General features: G+C 47.0%; 14 protein-coding genes. All 14 read right to left on the bottom strand.

What is annotated here, in order from left to right; translation table 11 throughout:
* Positions 1 to 15: 15 nt before the first annotated feature.
* Positions 16 to 798 (bottom strand): ABC-2 family transporter protein, encoded by a 783-nt coding sequence (locus tag NST40_RS10705; protein WP_036689373.1) that lies wholly within the window; start codon positions 796 to 798, stop codon positions 16 to 18.
* Positions 795 to 1,616, bottom strand: a complete 822-nt coding sequence (locus tag NST40_RS10700) for an ABC-2 family transporter protein (RefSeq protein ID WP_076191374.1) — start codon at positions 1,614 to 1,616, stop codon at positions 795 to 797. The genes NST40_RS10705 and NST40_RS10700 overlap by 4 nt, the downstream gene beginning before the upstream one ends.
* A gap of 49 nt (positions 1,617 to 1,665) precedes the next feature.
* On the bottom strand, positions 1,666 to 2,838 hold the full coding sequence (locus NST40_RS10695; protein ID WP_076277937.1) for a serine hydrolase domain-containing protein: 1,173 nt from the start codon (positions 2,836 to 2,838) through the stop codon (positions 1,666 to 1,668).
* A 142-nt stretch (positions 2,839 to 2,980) separates the two neighbouring features.
* Positions 2,981 to 3,379, bottom strand: coding sequence for a hypothetical protein (locus tag NST40_RS10690; protein WP_076218084.1), 399 nt, complete (start codon positions 3,377 to 3,379; stop codon positions 2,981 to 2,983).
* Between the two features lie 167 nt (positions 3,380 to 3,546).
* Entirely contained in the window at positions 3,547 to 5,103 is a 1,557-nt protein-coding gene (locus NST40_RS10685; RefSeq protein WP_076277938.1) for an extracellular solute-binding protein, read from the bottom strand.
* A 57-nt stretch (positions 5,104 to 5,160) separates the two neighbouring features.
* Positions 5,161 to 7,455 carry a DUF4962 domain-containing protein gene (locus NST40_RS10680; protein WP_076277939.1) on the bottom strand — a complete coding sequence of 765 codons (2,295 nt, stop codon included), beginning with the start codon at positions 7,453 to 7,455 and terminating at the stop codon, positions 5,161 to 5,163.
* A 2-nt stretch (positions 7,456 to 7,457) separates the two neighbouring features.
* A complete protein-coding gene (locus NST40_RS10675; RefSeq protein WP_076277940.1) occupies positions 7,458 to 9,536 on the bottom strand; it encodes a heparinase II/III family protein in 2,079 nt (692 codons plus the stop codon).
* Positions 9,533 to 10,294, bottom strand: a complete 762-nt coding sequence (locus NST40_RS10670) for a glucose 1-dehydrogenase (RefSeq protein WP_076218080.1) — start codon at positions 10,292 to 10,294, stop codon at positions 9,533 to 9,535. The genes NST40_RS10675 and NST40_RS10670 overlap by 4 nt, the downstream gene beginning before the upstream one ends.
* 47 nt (positions 10,295 to 10,341) lie before the next feature.
* The gene (locus NST40_RS10665) at positions 10,342 to 12,138 is read right to left on the bottom strand and encodes a sensor histidine kinase (RefSeq protein WP_076130133.1); all 1,797 of its coding nucleotides are present in this window, start codon (positions 12,136 to 12,138) and stop codon (positions 10,342 to 10,344) included.
* The gene (locus NST40_RS10660) at positions 12,138 to 13,169 is read right to left on the bottom strand and encodes a response regulator (RefSeq protein ID WP_076186675.1); all 1,032 of its coding nucleotides are present in this window, start codon (positions 13,167 to 13,169) and stop codon (positions 12,138 to 12,140) included. The genes NST40_RS10665 and NST40_RS10660 overlap by 1 nt, the downstream gene beginning before the upstream one ends.
* 64 nt (positions 13,170 to 13,233) lie before the next feature.
* The gene (locus NST40_RS10655; RefSeq protein WP_139329962.1) at positions 13,234 to 14,118 is read right to left on the bottom strand and encodes a carbohydrate ABC transporter permease; all 885 of its coding nucleotides are present in this window, start codon (positions 14,116 to 14,118) and stop codon (positions 13,234 to 13,236) included.
* Between the two features lie 21 nt (positions 14,119 to 14,139).
* Complete coding sequence (locus NST40_RS10650; protein ID WP_076277941.1) at positions 14,140 to 15,096, bottom strand: ABC transporter permease subunit; 957 nt, start codon at positions 15,094 to 15,096, stop codon at positions 14,140 to 14,142.
* The gene (locus NST40_RS10645; RefSeq protein WP_076130129.1) at positions 15,086 to 15,292 is read right to left on the bottom strand and encodes a tautomerase family protein; all 207 of its coding nucleotides are present in this window, start codon (positions 15,290 to 15,292) and stop codon (positions 15,086 to 15,088) included. Before NST40_RS10645 ends, NST40_RS10650 begins: the two co-directional genes overlap by 11 nt.
* A 103-nt stretch (positions 15,293 to 15,395) precedes the next feature.
* On the bottom strand, positions 15,396 to 19,649 hold the full coding sequence (locus NST40_RS10640) for an alpha/beta hydrolase fold domain-containing protein (RefSeq protein WP_076277942.1): 4,254 nt from the start codon (positions 19,647 to 19,649) through the stop codon (positions 15,396 to 15,398).
* Positions 19,650 to 19,656: the final 7 nt, after the last annotated feature.

Raw genomic sequence — 19,656 nt, 5'->3', positions numbered from 1 at the left:
AGCTAAACTAATCTTTTATCCTCCGGCGCTTTTGTAACTGCGAAGCATGTATGTATAGAGCCAAATTCCGAAGGCAGCAAATAACACACAAGGGATAATCGCTATAAAAAAATAGGGTTCCCATCGGCCAATCAGTGTAGATGCTGGAAAGTAAGCAATCATGGAAACCGGAAACAGAAAAGAACTCACGGCTACGACTGCTTTAGGAAAAATCGTCCCTGGATAACGTCCAAAAGACTTAATGCTCTCAAACATCTCCGGCAAGCGGGAATTCGCTACCCATTTGAAGGAAATCGCTGCCACAATAAGCGCCACGCCGAACATAACAAGCAGCCCTGCGCCAAACAACAACAGGAACAATAACCAAGAGCCGATGGTCATCCCATCGATTCCGCTAAGTGCGTATACGAACATGATTACTCCTCCGCCTAAAAGCCCGATACTTTCGAACTCAAAAGATCTGGCCAACAGCAGAAAAAGGCTCGAGGTCGGTTTAATTAATACCACTTCCAAAGTCCCTTCTACAACATGAGACATCGTATTCCACATAATTCCGTTAAAAAAAATCCCGGCACAAGCCGTAGACAGAATAAAAACGGATTGAATCAACAGCGCCTCTTTAAAGGTCCAACCTGCAAATGAAGCATTCGAATTATAAATGAATACCGTTACTAGAGGAAACAGCACATTCCCTATGAGCATGATAAGACTATTAAGAATAAAATTAACACGATAAGTGATAGCAGAAGCAATATTCGCCTTCATGCAGGTTTTATATATTTGATACATACGTTTCATGCGCCCACCCCCGTAAAATGCTTAAGCGACACCGCATACAGCACCCGGCAGACAACTCCGGCAATAATTACCGCTATGAGCTGCAGCAATAACACTTGAGGAATAGGTAAGGTTATATCCGCTAAAGTATAGCTACCTGTATAGACCATTGCAGGAAGAAAGGCCGTATATTGAAAGGGTAAGAAAAAGGACGCCATTTGTAAGGATTTTGGGAAAAATACTAATGGAATCAGCGATCCTGAAAATATCCCTTCGCAAAGATTAAAAAAATTACGAATACTAGAGGATTGCACCATCCAAAAGGCGACCATTCCAATACTATAATGAATGAAAAAATTCATCATAAACGCCATAGCTATCGAAAGAATCGCGTATAGTAAATTTGCGGGTAAGACATCAATATGAAAAATAAAGAAAAAGATCATAAAGCAGGGTAAAAATTCAAATAAAAGCCCAAGTACCCTATGCCCTGCCTTCTGAGACAAAGCAAAGAACATATGATTTAGCGGTCTTAACGAAAACGTAATGAATTTCCCGGTGCGAATAAGCATTTGTAAATTCCAATCGGCAAAATCCATCGTCAAATAGTTGATCAACATCGTAGCACAAAAATAGGAAAGCATTTGGGAGAGTGACATCCCGTTGATATAAGATTCCCCGCTATAAACAGCGCTCCATATATAATACTGCACTAAAAAGTACACTGGGCCTACAAAAATAGAAACCATCGAATGCGTCCTGTACGCACTCCATTCCTTATAAGTAACAAAAGCAACCGCCCTCATAATGCGAAAGCGGTGCTTTATCATCTCAAACATAAGTCACATCCTGCCTATCTATAGATATCACATAAAAAAAGTCTTTTTCTTATTCGAGTCCGGACCAGATCACATTGTGAGTGCCAAATACCGCTCTACCGTCCCATACCCCTTTGTGAAAAGGAAGATACCAAACGGCAATCAGCTTTTCAACCGGGTCAACGAATAAGGCACACGCCCCAGCCCCTTCGTGAAAAAAAGTGCCTTCAGAGTAAGAAGTACTCACATTATAGCGAAGGTCTGGTCCCAGTCCGTATGGTCGATCCACTCCTGCATCTCCCCATGCATAGTTTGGGATTTTCTCAGAATTAAACCGCTTGGTCATTCTTTGTACCGCCATACGGCTTAAGATATGACTCCCTTCGTATTGCCCTTGATTAAGCAGCATAATTCCGAACTTTTGCAGATCAGCAACTGTGGAATATAACCCACCACCAGTTTCGGGAACGTTGATTTCTTCCTCAGACCTTTGTCCCGCATCCGTAATTTCCCCGTTTTGCAGCTTCTGAAGATATTCCTTAGCCCTTTCCGAACGAATGGCGATCCTACCAGCTTTTTCTGCTGGTATATCAAAGAAGGTATCTTTCATGCCTAACGGTTTTACAATGTGGTCCATTATGTATTTTTCTGCAAAAACACCCGTTATTTTCTCGATAATTGCACCCAAGATCGCGTATCCAAACGATGAATACATCCATTGAGTCCCTACCGGAAAATGAATCCCTTTAGATAGACCGGCTTTAATCCAGTTTTCTTTTCCAAGCTCTGATTCAAAAATATACCACCATGCACTTTTATAGTAAGTATCACTTATAGTGCCAGGATCGGGAGCGATGCCAGAGGTATGAGTCAGTAAATGTGCAATGGTAATCGGCTTAAAAGGATCGGCATCAAACTCTGGAAGAATAGAACTCACAGGCTGCCCCATAAAAATCTTACCATCATCCGCAAGCTGCCAAATCGCTGTCGCCGTAAATAGCTTCGTAATTGAAGCAACACGAAAAATTGTATCCGTTTTCATTTCCTGGGTGCTTTCTTCTTCGTAACTGAAACGACCTCCGGCAGCACTAGCAAAGATTTTCCCGTAACGACTAAGAGAATAAATATAACCATCGACTACTTTTTTATCACAGAGATCCTCATAAAAATGATTAACTACCTCTAAACGGTCCTCCCTGTAATTCACTTCGTTCAGCTTGCTAAGCTCTGTGGATGATAACATTATTCGCACTCCCCCTTATTATTCAAAAAATACATGATGCATAAATATCTTGCAATAAAACCCAAATAATTGAAAGGGTGATTTTACATATAACTATTTTATACTGCTCCAATAATTCTGTAACAGCAATGCTGTAATCTCGTTAACGGTTTGTCGTTAGAGATTTAACTAGTGCCATTCCACTAACTAGACCAAATACTATTCCATCATGTATGGTTGCGAATTTGAATATCTCCATATTCGAAATGTTAAAATACATTACTAAAGTTGGATACATAAGCAGAAGAAAACTTGGAAGAAACACAATAAACAACAGAAGCCAATTAACAACAAAAGCTTTAGGTAATCCTTCTAATAACGCCAGATAGATCCCATAGACAAACGGAACAATAGCCGTGATCCATACAGTATTTTCTAATTGATAGTTCTTTTGTGCCTCTTCAGTGTAATGGCTAATTAGCGAGTTTCCATAATGTAATAAGAGCGCCCCCACTATGATCCAGACAAGATAATATAAAATTTTTGAATTCCGCATCTTCATGAAATCACTCCATTTCTTTTTATATAGTTCATTAGAATTAGAATGTCTCCATTTAACTTACCATATAATCCATACTTTGGATATTACATTAAAGTAAACTGGCCCTAACTAAAAAGGCTACCTCTCGGCAGCCCTTAATTGAATTCCAACTCCCCTGGAGAATAAGTTTATCTGCGAGGCATGGTGACGCCAGCTTTGTTATTATATTTTTCCGTAGCTTCCTTGATGACATCGTTGCCGCCCTTAGAAAGCCACTCTTCCACAACCTTCGGCCAGTCGCTGATAGGTTCCTTGCCATATACCATCTTTACCATGTGCGTCAGCAGTACCGGAGGAGCCGTGTCCGAGTTAGGTGCAATGTCTGGATTCTTCACCAAGGCATCTAGCCGCGGGTCGAACTGAATTCCGTCACGGCCTTCGTTAGCCAGAATAGTATCGTATACATTGATCAAGCTTCTGCCTTCTTCTGTCATGTTAAGGACACCCTTATTATAAGTAGTATCCTGCACCATCCAGAGGAATGACTGGCGGTAGCGCTCCTCATCTATAGCGGCGGAATCCGCAGGAGAAGTGTATACGATTTTGCCGTTCTCTTCCTTATAGGTTTCGTCCTTAATCCCAAAGGTAAAGAAGGTTTCTGCCTCTTCGCTCAGCATCCAGTCAAAAAATTTCACAATATCCGCAGCATTCTTCGTACCTTCCTTAATAAAATAGGTGCGCGTGGCGGAGCCGTACAAGTAGGAGCCTCCTTTTCCATCAGGTCCCACTGGCGAAGGGATAATCTCCAGCTTGGCGGATGGCGTCGTAGCCTTCAGTTGCTGCTCCCACTGCAGAAGCTCGTTGGCATTCATCGTCCACATGCCCGCTTTGCCTGAGAGAATCGCATTTTTGTAGTTGGTCGGGTTAATGGTGGCAAATTCCTTGTTGATCAAACCCTCTGTATACATGGTGTTGTAGGTTTGTAACGCCTTCATCATATTTTCGCTATCCATAAACTTCGGCTGAACCTGGCCGTTTACTTCCTCGAACATAGTCAGATACGGAAAAACATCATAAGCGCCAAAGAAAGCATCCGCATATTTGAAGTCTTGACGGCCCATGTACGGGTTCTCTATCCCCAGCTTTTTGAAGGCACGCAACACAGTCAAGTACTCATCGACCGTTTTTGGAACCTGCAAGCCGGTTTGATCCAGCAGGTCCTTGCGAATCCAAGTCGCCCGGCGGGAGGGATTGGACAGAAACTCCGGTATTGCATAAATTTTTCCTTGATAGGTGACGTTCTCCCAAGCTTCCTTTGGGATTACTTTCAAAAGGTTCTGGCCGTTTTGCTGCAGCAGATCATCCAAGGGCATGAACACACCAGCTTCAACAGAACCAGCCATCTCCTTGCCATTTACGCCGCCCGAACCTTGAACGACATCCGGTATATCATTAGTAGCGAACATCTGCACCATTTTCTGCTCGAACTCTTTATGAGGAACCAACACAATATCCAAGTCTGTGTTTGTCATCTCCTCCAGCTTTTTCACCCATTTGTCCTTATTCAAGTCGGGTGATTTCTCAACATAGTTAAAAGCCAGCGTCCGCATCGAGATCGAGAATTCAGTTTTCTGCGGCGTATTTGATGCGCCTCCGGCAGTCTCTTCTTTGTCCTTGCTCGAGCAACCTGCAATAACGGTAGCACCCATTACGATAGCCAGACAGATGCCAATCCATTTTTTCATAATATAACCCTCTCCTTGTACAATGGGGTGTATACGTAAAATGAAGATATCTTAAGACTAATAAGCTTTTGGGATCTCAACCCGGTGGGTAATTCCCTGATTCGTAAAGTAGACATGAACCCCATGGTCCTGATCGTCCATAAAGTACGATACGTAATCCCGGCTTCCTGCTTTTTGGGGAATCAGAAGAGTGACGATCCGATGGCTTACAGCCTCTTGAGTAGAGGCAGTCAAATGCCAATGCTCGGGCAGCCCTTCCCATTCTTTCGGATCTACATCTGTAAATTGATTGCTTTGGCTAAGTGTCATTTCTCCCGAGGAACTATAGACAAATCTGCCCTCCAACTGAGCTTTTTTACCATGTACTTTAAAAGATTGATCCTTCAGCTTCATGGGATACAGCGTATGAAACAGCCAATCCAATTTTCCCGGACGTTCCAGCTCGACACTGTCTGTGATAACGAAGTAAGCGCTATCAAAGAAAAATATTTCCCGCACATACCGCTTGATATAGGGTACATTCTCGCGGTAGGCTTCGGTGGCATCCATTTGCGTGTAGTTGATTCCGGGCGTACTATACGCCTTCAACACCTTGCCGTAGGCTGCCATGTTCTTCGACTTGTCCGTGCCAGCATATTGGCCTTTGCCGTCAATAAGAATTGCGTTCTTGGAGCGGGTCTGCCTGCGCCACTGCATATGCATCGTACTGTTGAATGCAACGTAATAGCCGCTTTCAATAGCCAAGGGCTCGCCGAAGGCATGCAGCAGGAAGGCGTTTTGATCCCCATGGCTATGGCTCACAGAGCCGTAACGGCTGCTCTTGGTCAACAGCATGATATGTTCCTGCGGATCCTCCATCCGATGATGCATGGCCACCCATCCCACATCCTGAAACCACTTCAAAGGTTCTGCAGCCACCGGTGGCTCTGAAGAAATCTGCGGATAATCTGTGCGATAAACCATCTCATCGAACCGGAAATCCCACCAGCCGTAGTTATAGAAGATCATCTGGGTGTCAGGGTTCAGTTCCTTAGTTTGCTCAAAATACCATTGGTACTGGCCATTCCCGGTTAAACCCGCGAATTGACGGATATTGAAGCCCGTTTTGAGATTGACCGGATCTCCCAGTGACGATTGATCGCCGAAGCTGGCCCTCATGGTATCCGGACTGAAGCAATAGAGCGGGAAGTCACCTGTTTTGCGAAAGAAAGGACGGTCATAGAAATTGATTGCCATGTATTTGCGAATTAGATTGAGCGCCTCCGTAACGAATGCCATCTGAGTGGTCCAATACATCGGACCTTCGGCCCACCCGCCGTCTTTGCCACCCCATGGGGTATACATGGCGGAGAAGTACTCCAGCGTATAATCAAGCCATTCCTGCGCCTTCTCCTCCTCACCCAACATGGAAATACAACAGGGTACGAGAACAGAGGATAAAGAGCGGATCGCATGGCTGTCATAAGGAACTTGATGGATGCGGGAGCGTTCGATGACATGGAATGCGATCTGCCCGGTTCTTCGCAGTAGCGCCTGCCTTACCTTAAGGCGTTCTTCTTCCGTCAGAGAGCCGTGAAGCCAATCATAGCCCCATGCCAACGCTCCGGCTATGCGAAAGGAGCATTCATCGTTGTAATCCCGGCTGGTGGTACCATCTGTGTTCCAGCTTGCAGCATGAAGCAGCCACTCTTTAGCTTTGGCGATAAGCGCCTCGTCCTCCAACACAACTCCAGCTATAGCAAGATGCCGGATAGCATAGAAGACTTCCTGGCAGTCCATATACATCTGCCGCCAAAGTGTGGCGACACGCTTATTATCTGGATACGGTGCAGGCTCGGGAATAAGCTCGCGCTTTGTCCAGGGTAGAACGGAATGCTTCAGGAAGTCTTCCCAGCCAGTTGAAATCGGGTCTTGGCGGACAACTTCCCGGTAAGACGGTAGCTGTTCCGCTTGAAGCCAAAGCCGCGGATGGTTGGCGGATGCAGCTGAATATCGTTCTGTACGGGAAGGCAGTGGCGTTAGCGGCAATTCATCCTCCACCACAAAAGCTCTTACTTTACTCCACTCGGAACGGATATCATTCTCCCCGATAAGACTGTATCGCCAATAATACGAGCCGGGCGCCAACGGCTTATCCGGGGTAAACAAATTATAGGGAATTCTACTGTAGGTCAACGTATCTTCAGACTCAAATTCAGCTTTTGAGGAGATCTGCAGCTCATACATGCTCTCTTCCAGACAAGCAGGCATCCAAGTAAACCGCGGAGGATTCTCTCCAACATCTATATGTTCATCTGGCCCATACGACAGGTCGAGTACGCCGCTGGTAGGTTGAAATAAAGGTTCTAACATCTCTACTCCTCCGTATTCCGGGACTTTTCCTGAATCAGTCCCGCTTTAGGGTCAAGGCAATACACCACTGCTTGCCCAGTTGTTGCTATTTGGATTTGGGGCGGTTCGCCCACCTGACTCACTAGCTTCAGTACAGCAGGTTCGTGACCGTCCCGATAAACCGTAATAAAATCAACCGACGGGCCTTTGTGCCGAAGCATAATGCCTCGTAGCAATCTACTCGGGTCTTCGGCATTACCCGGTGTGCGGATTTCATACATAGTGGAGCCGGGCGCCAGTAGAGTACTCGTGGATACTTCATACTCCCTGCAGGTGCTCACTCCATCATAACGGATATTCCACTCCGTATTTAACGGACAGTCCGTCTCATTTTTCATTGCGGACAGTACTTCTACTGAGCCATAACCCGCTTTCAGTCCAAGGACTGCCGGAGAATCCTTCTGGACACGGTGAGGGTCGAACGGTAACAGCAAATGTCCCGTCGGATGAAACCATAAGTCTACTTCCTGACTCCGCTCCGTTACTTGCTCAACATGAAACCAATCCAGCAGCCAACCGTCGGCCAATACAAGATGCCGCTCTAGAACAGCTCCTTCATAGGCGCCGTCTGAACGAATCCATAAGTACGTAGCGTTGCCTTCCTGGCGAAATTGACAGCAGCTTCCGGTATGTGGAGCTTGGGAACGACCTCCGATGGTGACCGTGTTATGGCTCGCAGTTTCGGAATACCATTCCTTGCGCAAAACAGATCCATAAGGAACCATACCCAGCTCGGGAGCAACCTCTCCCCATCGGTGCATAATCGTGATATGAAGCTTGTCGAAATGTCCATGTGATCCGCCATGCTCTCCGAAATCCGCCAGCACGGACAGCGGATTGCCCGGATGGCGGAGCACGGCGAATCCGGAATCCGGCAGTAGGACAGAGTCTCTCACCCTGTAACTGGTCTGAAGTTCCTTACTCTCACCTGCTCCATACAGCACTGCCTCCAGACCAGTCCTTAATTCCTGCCCGTATAGATATCTATAAGCATTCGCCAGTATTGGCTGGAGACTCGGGTCTTTGTAAACCGCAATACCTATTTCAAATACTTCAGCAATTTCTCGGGCGAAAGGAACGCGCGCATAAGGACCATCATGCACGGCTGGAAGCTCCCCGTTATCGCCGCTAAGCTCTGCCAGCAACTGAAACATGCCACGGATGGATTGTCCCTGTTCTCCTTTGGCATCATAGAGGTCAACCCCGAAGCGCCCGTACATCTCGGCTGCTATGAGATAAGCCCGCAATACAAAAATATGGTAGTACGTGCTGCCTTCAAATTCAAAACCATCTGGCTTCACGCCAATGGACAGATGATGATAGAATCCGCCTTCTCCCTCCAGCAAAGAAGCAAGCTTTTCTCTGGTACCTTTAGCGGCATATACACAAGCCAGACTGGCATTCAGCCATGCGGTATAGTTGTTCTCTGCATTCTTCTTCTCGTAAATGAGGATGTGGCGGTATTGCTCCATACTCTCCTCCAGCATCGTGAAGAACACTTGCAGCTTTACCTCTTCCTCCCCAGTGAACGTTACTCCATGATCCACAAGCAGCAGATAGGCCCGAATAAGCGTAGTGGACCAGATAGCCTCTGTCAGCGCCTGATGAAAAGCACGGCCACTAAGCATCCAGGGTTGAGCATCGGGATGAACCGGATACAAAGGAAACTGCTCCGCATAACCGACAAGAATCTTCCGGGCTAAGCTGCTGTAGAATTCTTCTCCGTCTGCGGCGAATACCACGGCAGATTGCAGGGCGTATCGCGCCATTGCCTGATGCCGGTATACCAGCCATGCTCCCCGGTAGGGTTCACCTTCCAGCTTGCAGCCCTTCGGGCAAGAAAAGACAACCGCATCTTGCTCCATAACATCGAAGATTAGCTCAGTATGATGCTGGGGACATACATATTGGTGCCACCAGCCACCAGGTTCTGTCGGGAGCAGAATCTCTTCTCTCCGGAAGGGATCCAGCTCCATTTTCAATTTATCCACCTCAAGACCAACCCAGGAAAAAGTATCTGCTTTCTCCTTAAGGTTCATCATCGCATGAACAAGCCTCCGTTAATTTCAATAATTTCGCCTGTCAGATAATCCGACAGCTCTGAAGCAAGGAAGAGTGCCACATTGCTCACATCCTGTGGAGCACCTTCCCGGCCCAGCGGAATCTTCGCAATCGTTGCCTGTCTTGCCGCATCCGCAGTAAAGGTAGCATGGAAAGCGGTCTGACCGATAAATCCGGGAGAGATAGCGTTTACATTAATCCCGTAAGGACTCAGCTCTTTGGCAAGTCCCTTGGTATAAGACCATACCGCAGCTTTGCCCGCTGCATAAATGGAAGCCCCCGGTCCGCCGCCGTCATGGGCCGCAAGGGAAGATACATTGATGATTTTACCGCTTTTCTTGGCAATCATCCCTGCGGATACGGCTTTGCAGGCAAACACGCATGATTTAAAATTGACGTCCATCACCTTGTTGTAATGCTCTTCGTTCATTTCAGTATTGGGAACCCGATTGATCATGCCGCCTGCATTGTTGACGAGAATATCGATGGTTCCGCCGAAATGCTCCTCTATTTCCTTCACCATATTGTCCAGTTGACCAGGACTTGTTGCGTCTGCCTGAAAAGCATAAGCTTCTCCTCCGGCCTGACGGATCGCGTCCACCGTCTCCTCCGCAGAACCGAACAAATAGTTTACCGCCACTTTGGCGCCGGAAGCAGCCAAAGTCTCCAAGATTTGTCGGCCTATCCCTGCATTAGACCCTGTAACAAGCGCAATTTTACCAGTCAAATCAATTTTCATTGCCTATTTCCTCCTAATAGTAATTATTTCTGAAAACATCTTTTTCCTCACTCCGCAGGCATGGATAAGATCAACCGGGTTCCCTCATTCTCCACGCTTTCGACACTTAATCCGTATTGTTCACCGAACACCATTTGAATTCTCCGGTGCACGTTCATGAGCCCGATTCCACCTCTATGATAGAGGGAGTCTCCTTCCGTATCCGCCAGCTGATTCAGATTCAGCTTCTCACGAAGCTTATCAAGCCGTTCGCGGGACATCCCTGCGCCGTTATCCTCTACAAGAACTAGAAAACGATCTCCCTCTTTTCTGGCGTCGATTCTAATATAGTGCTTGTCTTCAATTCCCTCGGGAAACGCATGCTGAAAAATGTTTTCGATCAAGGGCTGAAGTGTAAGCCTGACCATCTTAGCCAGTAGCAGCGTCGGCGGAATCACTACGTCAATTTCGAACTCCCTGCCGATCCGGTGCTTGAGAATCGTCATGTAGCTCAGTACATGATTAAGCTCATTGGCAATCGTAATTTCCTCCAGATTAGTTTGGATGGAGTAGCGAAGCATGAATGCCATGGCCTCCACTATTTCTGTGATTTCGTCCGAATCCTGAACGACCGCATAACATTTGATAGTCTCTAATGTGTTATATAGATAGTGCGGATTAATCTGCAGCTGGAGTGCCTGGAATTCAGCTTGATGACGCTCCAGAGCCTCCTTCTGGGTGGTAAGCTCCGCTTCGTATACCCGCTCAATCATTTCGGACAGCCGGGTCACCATGAGATTGTAGCTGCGCATCAATCCCCCCAGTTCATCCTGACGGCCGTTCATCTCAAGCCTGCGCCACTTGCCTTTTTCCGTCTCCCTCATGCCCTCCTTAAGAATCAGGATGGGCTTCGTGATGGATCGTCCGAACCAGGCTGCAAGGAGCAGTGTGCCGACAAGCGTGAGAACTCCCACCACCAGCGTGGTCGTACGAATGGTAGAAATAGGCTTGCGCAGCTCACCAACGGGTATGGATACTACAAGCTGCCATTTGGAATATTCGGATTTTCTCGACACGAACAAATACTCTTTCCCGTCTACTTTTTCCACCACAGAGTCATTTGGGTGTTGAAATACGTTCTGAATGTGCTCAGCAGATAAACCAGGGTGATTATTATTCCCTTCCGCCCGGTAAAGGAGCTTGCCGAATTCGTCCATGATAAAATAGGACCCGCCCTGTCCCAGATCAAGAGGTTCCCATATACGGGCCAGATCCTCAGCCTTAAATTCAATGGCGACTATACCTTTGGGACGATAGGAAGAGACCCCTCTGATTCGGCGGACCATCGTAATAATGTTCTTATCCCCTTCATTCATCACATTCGTGTTGAGAATGGTGATGCGGCCGCTCTCCGGCGTATGTTCGCTTAAGAAACGGTAGCGTTCCTGAGGATGAAACTGCAGGCTATGTGCCTGATAGGAGTTATCATCGCTAATGGCCTTGCCGTGTTCACCGATGACGTACATCAGATTAATCTGGGGATACAGAATAAACAAAGAACGAAACAAATACTTCTGAATGTCATTCGTATATTGATAGTAGGAGAAGCTATCCTCCGGGTCCATATCCAAGAACTCCTTGACTTGATTGTAGGACAGGATGGAATCGCTAGCCTTTTCATAATTTTGCAAATACAGATCCGTTTGATAAGACGCACTTCTGATGACTTGAGCAATGGACTTCTCAGAAGACTTATCCAGCTCAGCCGAAGCCTGAAAATAAGAGATAAATCCAACCATGGACAAGGATAGAAGAATGACGGTCAGAAAGGAGGCAAACAGCTTGTTCGACAGACTCTTTCTCATCAATCGATCCCCAGCTGGTTGCGGTACTCAGAAGGAGCCAGCCCGGTGAACTTTTTGAACGTCTTCGTAAAATGAGGATGGTCTGCATACCCGACTTCATAGGAAATATCGGTGATCCGATAGCTTGCATCGGCAAGTAATCTTTTGGCCTTCTCCATCCTGCGTTTTATGCGGTAATGTACAAAGGTCTCTCCTGTTGAGTGCTTAAACATCTGGCTGAAATAAGAGGCATTTAGCCCAAGCACTTCCGCCACTTCTTCCAGCGATACTTCCTGGGCGAGATGCTTTTCAATAAATGCTTTAGCTTCCTCTATCGGATCCTTCGCTTTACCCTTGCGCTTTCTACGAAGCTCTTCCAATATAGCTGCTGACGCTTCTGCGAAGCAGTGAAATAACTGCTCAGGTCCAGCTGCTGCGGACAAGTCTAACACGCTTTTACCGGGTGTAACTGAATTGACAAGCAGCTTCTTCACGAGTAAAGCATAGCCCTCTTCCAGAAGCTCTTTTTGCTGAATCCGGCTCATCTTACGCTGGAGGAAGTCAGTTTCCCATTCCTTCAGTACAAGGTACAGCCTTTCTTTATCCAAGGTCCAGATGGCATCATCCATACGCACGACCCATTCATCGAGCTTAGCGACAGAGACAAAACTCTCTAACTTCTCTCTATGCGCTTCCAGTTTGGCGATCACATTTTGAAGGTTCCCTTTGCTCACGGGTTTCAGGAGATATTCTTTCACTCCATAGGACACGCATTGGCGGGCGTATTCAAAATCCCCATAACCCGAGATGACAACAGTCTGAATATCCGTCTCCATCTCCGACAGCCGCCGGCACAGCTCCAGTCCGTCTACCTTGGGCATACGGATATCTGTAAAAAGAAAATCCGGCTGCTCCTCCATAATGAGCTGGATGGCCTCCTCGCCATTCTGGGCCAGCTTAATGTTATACGGATGCTCGCCGCATTGCTGGATCATGATAGAAAGTCCCTTTCGAATCATGGGCTCGTCGTCTACGATTAATACACATCTCATCCATGGATACCACCTTCCGATTCGTCTCGCTTAACGCGTTCCTATTCTACCACACTATGATAGATCAGGATTTGACGGATCCGACCATCATTCCTTTAACGAAATGGCGTTGAAGAAACGGATAAATCATGATAATCGGAATAGTAGCGACAATGATAACAGCCATTTTGATGCCCTCAGGTGAGGTGTGGGCCAAAGAGCTATAAACTGAGGAAGCCGGATCAATACTGATATCGTCCGTCTCGAAGAGCTTCTTCAACATCACCTGCAGAGGCCATAATGACGGCTTGTTGATATAATACAGAGCGCTCATGTACGTATTCCAGTGCCCGACGGCGTAAAAAATCCCCAATGAGGCCATTACCGGTTTGGACAACGGCAGTACCATATTGACTATGATCCGCAGCTCGCCACACCCATCGATTCTGGAGGAATCTATCAGCTCCTGAGGCAGCTGCATAAAGAAGCTTCTCATCACGAAAAAGTTAAATGCGCTGATAGCCCCCGGAATCATAAGTGCCCATAAGGAGTTCATAAGCCCCAAATTTTTGATCAGGATAAAGTTTGGAATAAGAGGGGCACTGAATACCATAGTGAACAATACCATCATCACGATGTATTTACGTCCTACGAATTCCGGCCGCGACACCGGATAAGCGAGAGAAGCTGTCGCAATCAGATTAATGGCGGTGCCCAGTACCGTAATATAGACGGAAACACCGAACGCCCGCCAAATGGAATGATCGCTGAAAACGTACTGATAATTGATCGCGGTAAATTCCTTTGGCAGCAAGCCTACCCTGCCATTAATAATTGCTTCAGAGCTGCTAAAGGACTGGGCAATCACATTCAGAAACGGCAGAAACATAGCCAAAGCGAGAGCGGTCAGAAACAAAAGATTGAACACATTAAATAGATTCTGGCCGCGAGTATAGCGTACTCTCATCATCCCTACCTCCATAAAGAGCGATTAATACAGCGATTCACCGGTTGTTTTTTTGCTCAAAATGTTGCCGATGAGCACCAGAATGAGTCCAACTACCGACTTGAATAGCCCCACTGCTGTTGTATAGCTGTATTGCTGAGACAGCAGCCCCGCCTTATAGATATAAGTGTCCAGAATCTCCCCGTTCCCGGTATTAAGCGCGTTCAGGAATACCCATACCCGCTCGAAGCCAAGATCAAGAAATCTCCCGATATGGAGAAGGAACAAAATCATAATCGTCGGTATAAGAGACGGCAGTGTAATGGCTAAGGTTTGTTTCCAGCGCCCGGCTCCGTCTACTTCAGCAGCCTCATAAAGATCTGGGTTTATTCCTGCCAACGCGGCCAGATAAATGATCGTACCGTACCCGGAATCCCTCCAGATACCGGAACTGATCAAAATCGTGCGAATGTATGAATTTTCACCAAGAAAATAAATCGGTTCAAAGCCGAAAGCTTGTAAAGCCTGATTCACAATCCCTGTTCCTGGGGAGAGGATACCCAAGGCGATACCGCTGACAATTACCCAAGATAGGAAATGGGGCATATAAACCACCGTTTGCAAAAACCGTTTGTAAAACACAAGCCGAATTTCATTCAGCAGAAGCGCAAGCAATATTGGAGCCGGAAAGGCGAATATAAGATCATACAAGCCTAGCAGAATTGTATTGCTCAAGATTCTTCCGAAATCCTGGTATTGGAACATCGTCCTAAAGTGCTCAAGTCCCACCCATTCACTGCCTGTAAAGCCTTTAAAAATATTGTAGTTCTGAAACGCAATAACTGAACCAGCCAACGGCAAGTACTTGAAAATAATAAAATACAAGATCCCGGGAATCGCAATCACATAGAGTGCTCTGAATTTCCACATGTTTAAAAGCAAGGACCTTTTCGTGTCGGCTTTGTAGTTAATAAGGTCAACCCCAGTTACCTTAGCTTTCATAACCGTTTCCTATAGGTCCTGTTTTCAGCAGGTTCGCCGGAGCATTCTCATCCAGGGGAATTTCTTGAAATTCGACGGTAATAAATCGTTCCTCCCGTTCAATAATTCGGGATAACTCCCGCGTGAATACGGTGACTATCTCCTCCTTCTGCTCACTCGTTCGGCCTTCGTACATCCTAATCTCAATATGTGGCATCGGCTTTCCTCCATTTCCTTAAATAGTGAATGAATCTAACCTCATTCTACCTACAATAAAGCGCTTGCAATATGGAGTTTCTATGAGTGAGCTTGTGTTTTCTTTAGGGTATAATCGGTGACGGCCAACCCTCTACTACTACATGATCATTTTTGAAATAATTGCAACTTATACTGTTAATAAGATTCCCCTGCAGGATGATCCCTTTTCCAGCAAGAAGTCGAATACCGTTCGTATTGCCAATCAGCGAATTTGCGATCAATTGAACGTCCTGCGGGTCGCCCGCTCCGATATCATTTGCTTTGCTGTCGCCGGGATCATGCTCAAGGGATACAGCCCAATAATTCGACGCGGTGTTGTTGCGAATGATATTCTCCTTAATGATAGTACCTGGCCCGTTCAAAATCTGAATGCCCTTGGCGTTCTCTATATGCGTTGTATTCTCAATCACATTTCGCTCAATGACTGTATCCGGGGTGCCCATAGTTACATTGATTCCTTCTCTTGTATTACGAATCGTATTGTCATGGATATAGTTACGCGGTCCTGACTTACTGTGATTGCTGGGTGCTGTACCCCCGGTGTTTCCCAGTCCGATCGCCGCGCCGTAGGGAATGTCAATAATCACATTGCCGTATATCTCGTTCAAATATTCGAGTTCTCCGTGCAGATCGATGGCATCCAGCTTTGTATTCATAAACTGATTGTTTCGCAGGACATTGTTATGGGCAACAAATTGGATCAGCGCCCCATGCCGCAAATAAGGGCCTTCGAAATGGGAGTCCTCCACAACATTCCAAACCGTGTCGTTCTCATACCCGTTGCGATCCTGTTTGGCCATGCCTTGAATCGACACACCATAGCCAGCACCGCCCGGACCTACATCTGTCGCATTTCGGAACGTGCTGCGGCGTACGACAATATCACGGCTGTTGTCGATACGCACACCCATACGTGAATACTTCTCTACAGTAACCCCATCAACCGTGATGTTGTATGACGGAACCTCACCAAAATTTGCGATGATAATCATGCTGTCGGGACCACCGGCGTCCGGGTTGTTCACTTTATGGTCCGTCGTGTAGACACCGTTCCAGGTAGAAGTCAATGTGAGATTAGATATGGACAGATCATGCTGTCCGGATACTTTCATCAGGGCGCTGTTTTTTACCTTATTGAGAGATGTCATGAGGATGGTTGTTGATTGATCCTCACCGCGAAGGTTTACTCCTGACTTGAGCTTCAAATTGATAAGAGTATCCAATGTTGAGTTCAAATTATAAACCCCAGACGGCAAATAGACCTCATCGCCGGGCTCAGCACTGTTTATGGCAGCTTGAATAGCAATACCGTCATCTGTGTCGTTATCGGCGAGATCAGCATTATAGTCCAGCACGTTCAAGATGCGCCCAGTGGTAGTAGGTGAGGAATGAACCGGATGCACCGTACCCTCAGGTTCGGTTAATCCGGGAGCTGTGAATGGGATCGGTTCCCGGGGGGGATTAGGCGTGTAGTTCGGGATGCTGGCTACAGGTGTATCGCCATTTGCGAACGGCGCATAGATGTTTACCTCCGATAAACTTGTAAACGCGCTGCCATCAGAATTTCCAAGACCCACGATCCGCACATATCTGGCTTCTGTGTCAGGAAGATCAAAAGGTTGCATCTCTATGGTTCTGTACATGCTTGCACCAGTCCATATGGTAGTCCAAGCCAAACCGTCATTTGAAGTTTCGATACTCAATTGAGCCGTACGCGTGTCACCTTTATAAACGGCAATACCTAAATAACTGATCTGCTTCCGTTCGCCTAAATCGTATTGGACCCACGGGCTGTTACCTGCGGCGGACCAACGGGTGAACAAGTTATTATCGATGGTATTCGTTGCGATATTGCCATCGCTGTCGCTGGCTGTCACGTTTGCAATCGCGTAAGGAATGATGGGTTCTGTAAGCGTTGACCGCGTAAAAGAAAGCGGTACGGATGTATTGCCCGACTGATCCACCGCTTCAACCTTAAAGCTGTACGCCGTGCTAGGGCTAAGCCCAACGGCTGTGTACGTTGCACCGGTAACATTGGATAACAGGGTGTTATCCCGGTATACGCGATAGGAGCCGATACCTTGATTATCGCTGGCGGCCGGCCATGAAAGTTGAATGAACTCTGTACCTATATTGACTGCTTTCAGAAAACTTCCATCCGGCCAGGAAGGTTTCTCATGGTCGCTTGAAGGTGTAACCGCTTCTTGAACAACAAGCTGTGGACGGGGGTTGCTGTTGCCATTAGCTTCTTTCGAATAGACATTGAGGGAAATTCCAGTGCTTGCCGCATCACCAAGCAGAAAAGCGATATTACCGCCCGATGCGGACAATCTTTCTCTGACAAACTCGGACACATCGATGCTGTAAACCTGTGGAGCTCCTGATTTGTCTGCCGTTACGGTAAATTTCCCACTTAACGAAGCAATGGTCAGATCCGTGACAGGCGCATTGCTCCAAGTCAGCTCCGATTCAGTCCAATTTGTATCCTTTAGGCCGAATAACGAAAGTTCGAGGTCCGCATTGGATGAACCCTTTTTGGCAGCAACATTAAAAATGTACCTGTTTGCAGGATTGCTATATAAAGAGACATCAAATTTAAAATACACATATTTCTTGTTCTCGGCGCCAGAAGAAATACTGAACAATCCATTGCTGCTGCCCGTCGCGCTATTGAAGTTTACAGTGGGCTTGCTGCTGTCGATAACTGCATCGTCGCTCGGTGCCAGACTGGCTAGATCGCGGTATACAACCTCATCATCAGGTGTTGTTGCCATTCGATTCTTTACATATTGATCCATAAAAGCCCAAGCCTCGGCGCTTGCTTGCTCAGCCGCTTCACCTATAAAACCGTGACCTTGTTTAGGTACAATTTTTACATCGACCACTTTCACGCCTGCATCCTTCAATTGATTGGAGAACGTAATGCTGTCCGTGTATGGGATCGTTGCATCCACATCCCCATGGCGGATGAAAAAAGGCGGATCGTCCGGTGACGCATAAGTGCCAGGCATGGCCAACCTTGCCTGGTCTGGCACAGAGAACGCGTCGTTCCCGCCTAAAAGCGCTTTCACTGATTTATAGCTATTAGCGAAGTTTGTTGTAAAATCCGCTGGACCGTAGAGATCGACAACGGCTTGCACTTGATCAGAATATTGCTGCCAACCGCCATTCCCAGCCAAATCCGGAACATTTACGGTATGTCCTGTATCCAATGTGATTGTCTCGCCTGACTTAATGTTCCCAGTCGTACCAAGCAGTGAGGCCAGATGCCCCCCTGACGACGAACCCCATACACCGATCCGGCTCGGGTCCAGATGGTATTCTGCCGCATGCGCGCGCAAGTAACGAATAGCAAGCTTCACATCCTGAATTTGCGCCGGGAATGGCGCTTCCGGGGTTAAGCGGTAATCCAGCGATACTCCGATATATCCTCGCTTGGTTACATAGTTGCAGATACTGGCAAGGGCTTGCTTCCGGTCTCCGTGATTCCAACCTCCGCCATGAATGTATACCATCACTGGCACGGGTGCTTGAGGCAGGATCTTGGGTACGGCAATCGAAGTATAAATCGGCCGCGTTCCAGCATTCCCAATCAGCACATCTTCATACAGCTTAACGCCTTCAGGAACCACAAACGGCTTAGGTTCAGCCGGTGTAGGGATTGGCACCGGTGTCTCTGCGGGTGGTATTCCGGGAATCGTTTGAGCTTTGAGGGCGACACTATCGATATACATATTCGCGCTCATAAGCTCCCCCACACGAACCCGGATTTTGACGTTCGGGTTGTTGTCAGCTCCGCTGCCCAAGTTTTGGACTTTGAGTTGGTTCGGCTCACTGTTCTTTTGTTCCAGCGTTCCTGGGGGCAGCTTAAATTCCTCCAACGTTGTCCAATTTATCCCTCCGTCACTTGACCATTCTACGATGACGCTTCCTCCGATGTAGGAGGATGCCCGTGTATAATAACTCAATTGAAGATTGTGGTACCCCGTCGAATTCACTGGCAGCGCCAATGCATCCTTGCCATCGATTTTCACCAGATTCGGTACGGACGGGGCCGTGGACGAAACCGAAGTTTTAGCCATACTGTTTCCTTCGCCTTCCTGCAGCCAAGGCCCCGGAATGGCAATACCACCGGTAGATCCAAAATTGTCAGGGTCATCGAAGTTTTCCTCGTAGAGCGTAACATAGTCATCCGTTATTCCGTCTGCATAAACTTCGGTAAGCGCTTGCATTTTCAAAGGCGAATATAACAAAGCCAAAGACAACAGTACTCTAATGCCCACTCGAAAAGCTTTCCTATTTAGTCCGTTTCTCAAATAAATT

It is taken from the genome of Paenibacillus sp. FSL R10-2778 (genome assembly GCF_038593035.1).
In the GTDB taxonomy this organism is placed as follows: domain Bacteria; phylum Bacillota; class Bacilli; order Paenibacillales; family Paenibacillaceae; genus Paenibacillus_AQ; species Paenibacillus_AQ odorifer.
This window is presented reverse-complemented; position numbering and strand designations above follow the sequence as displayed.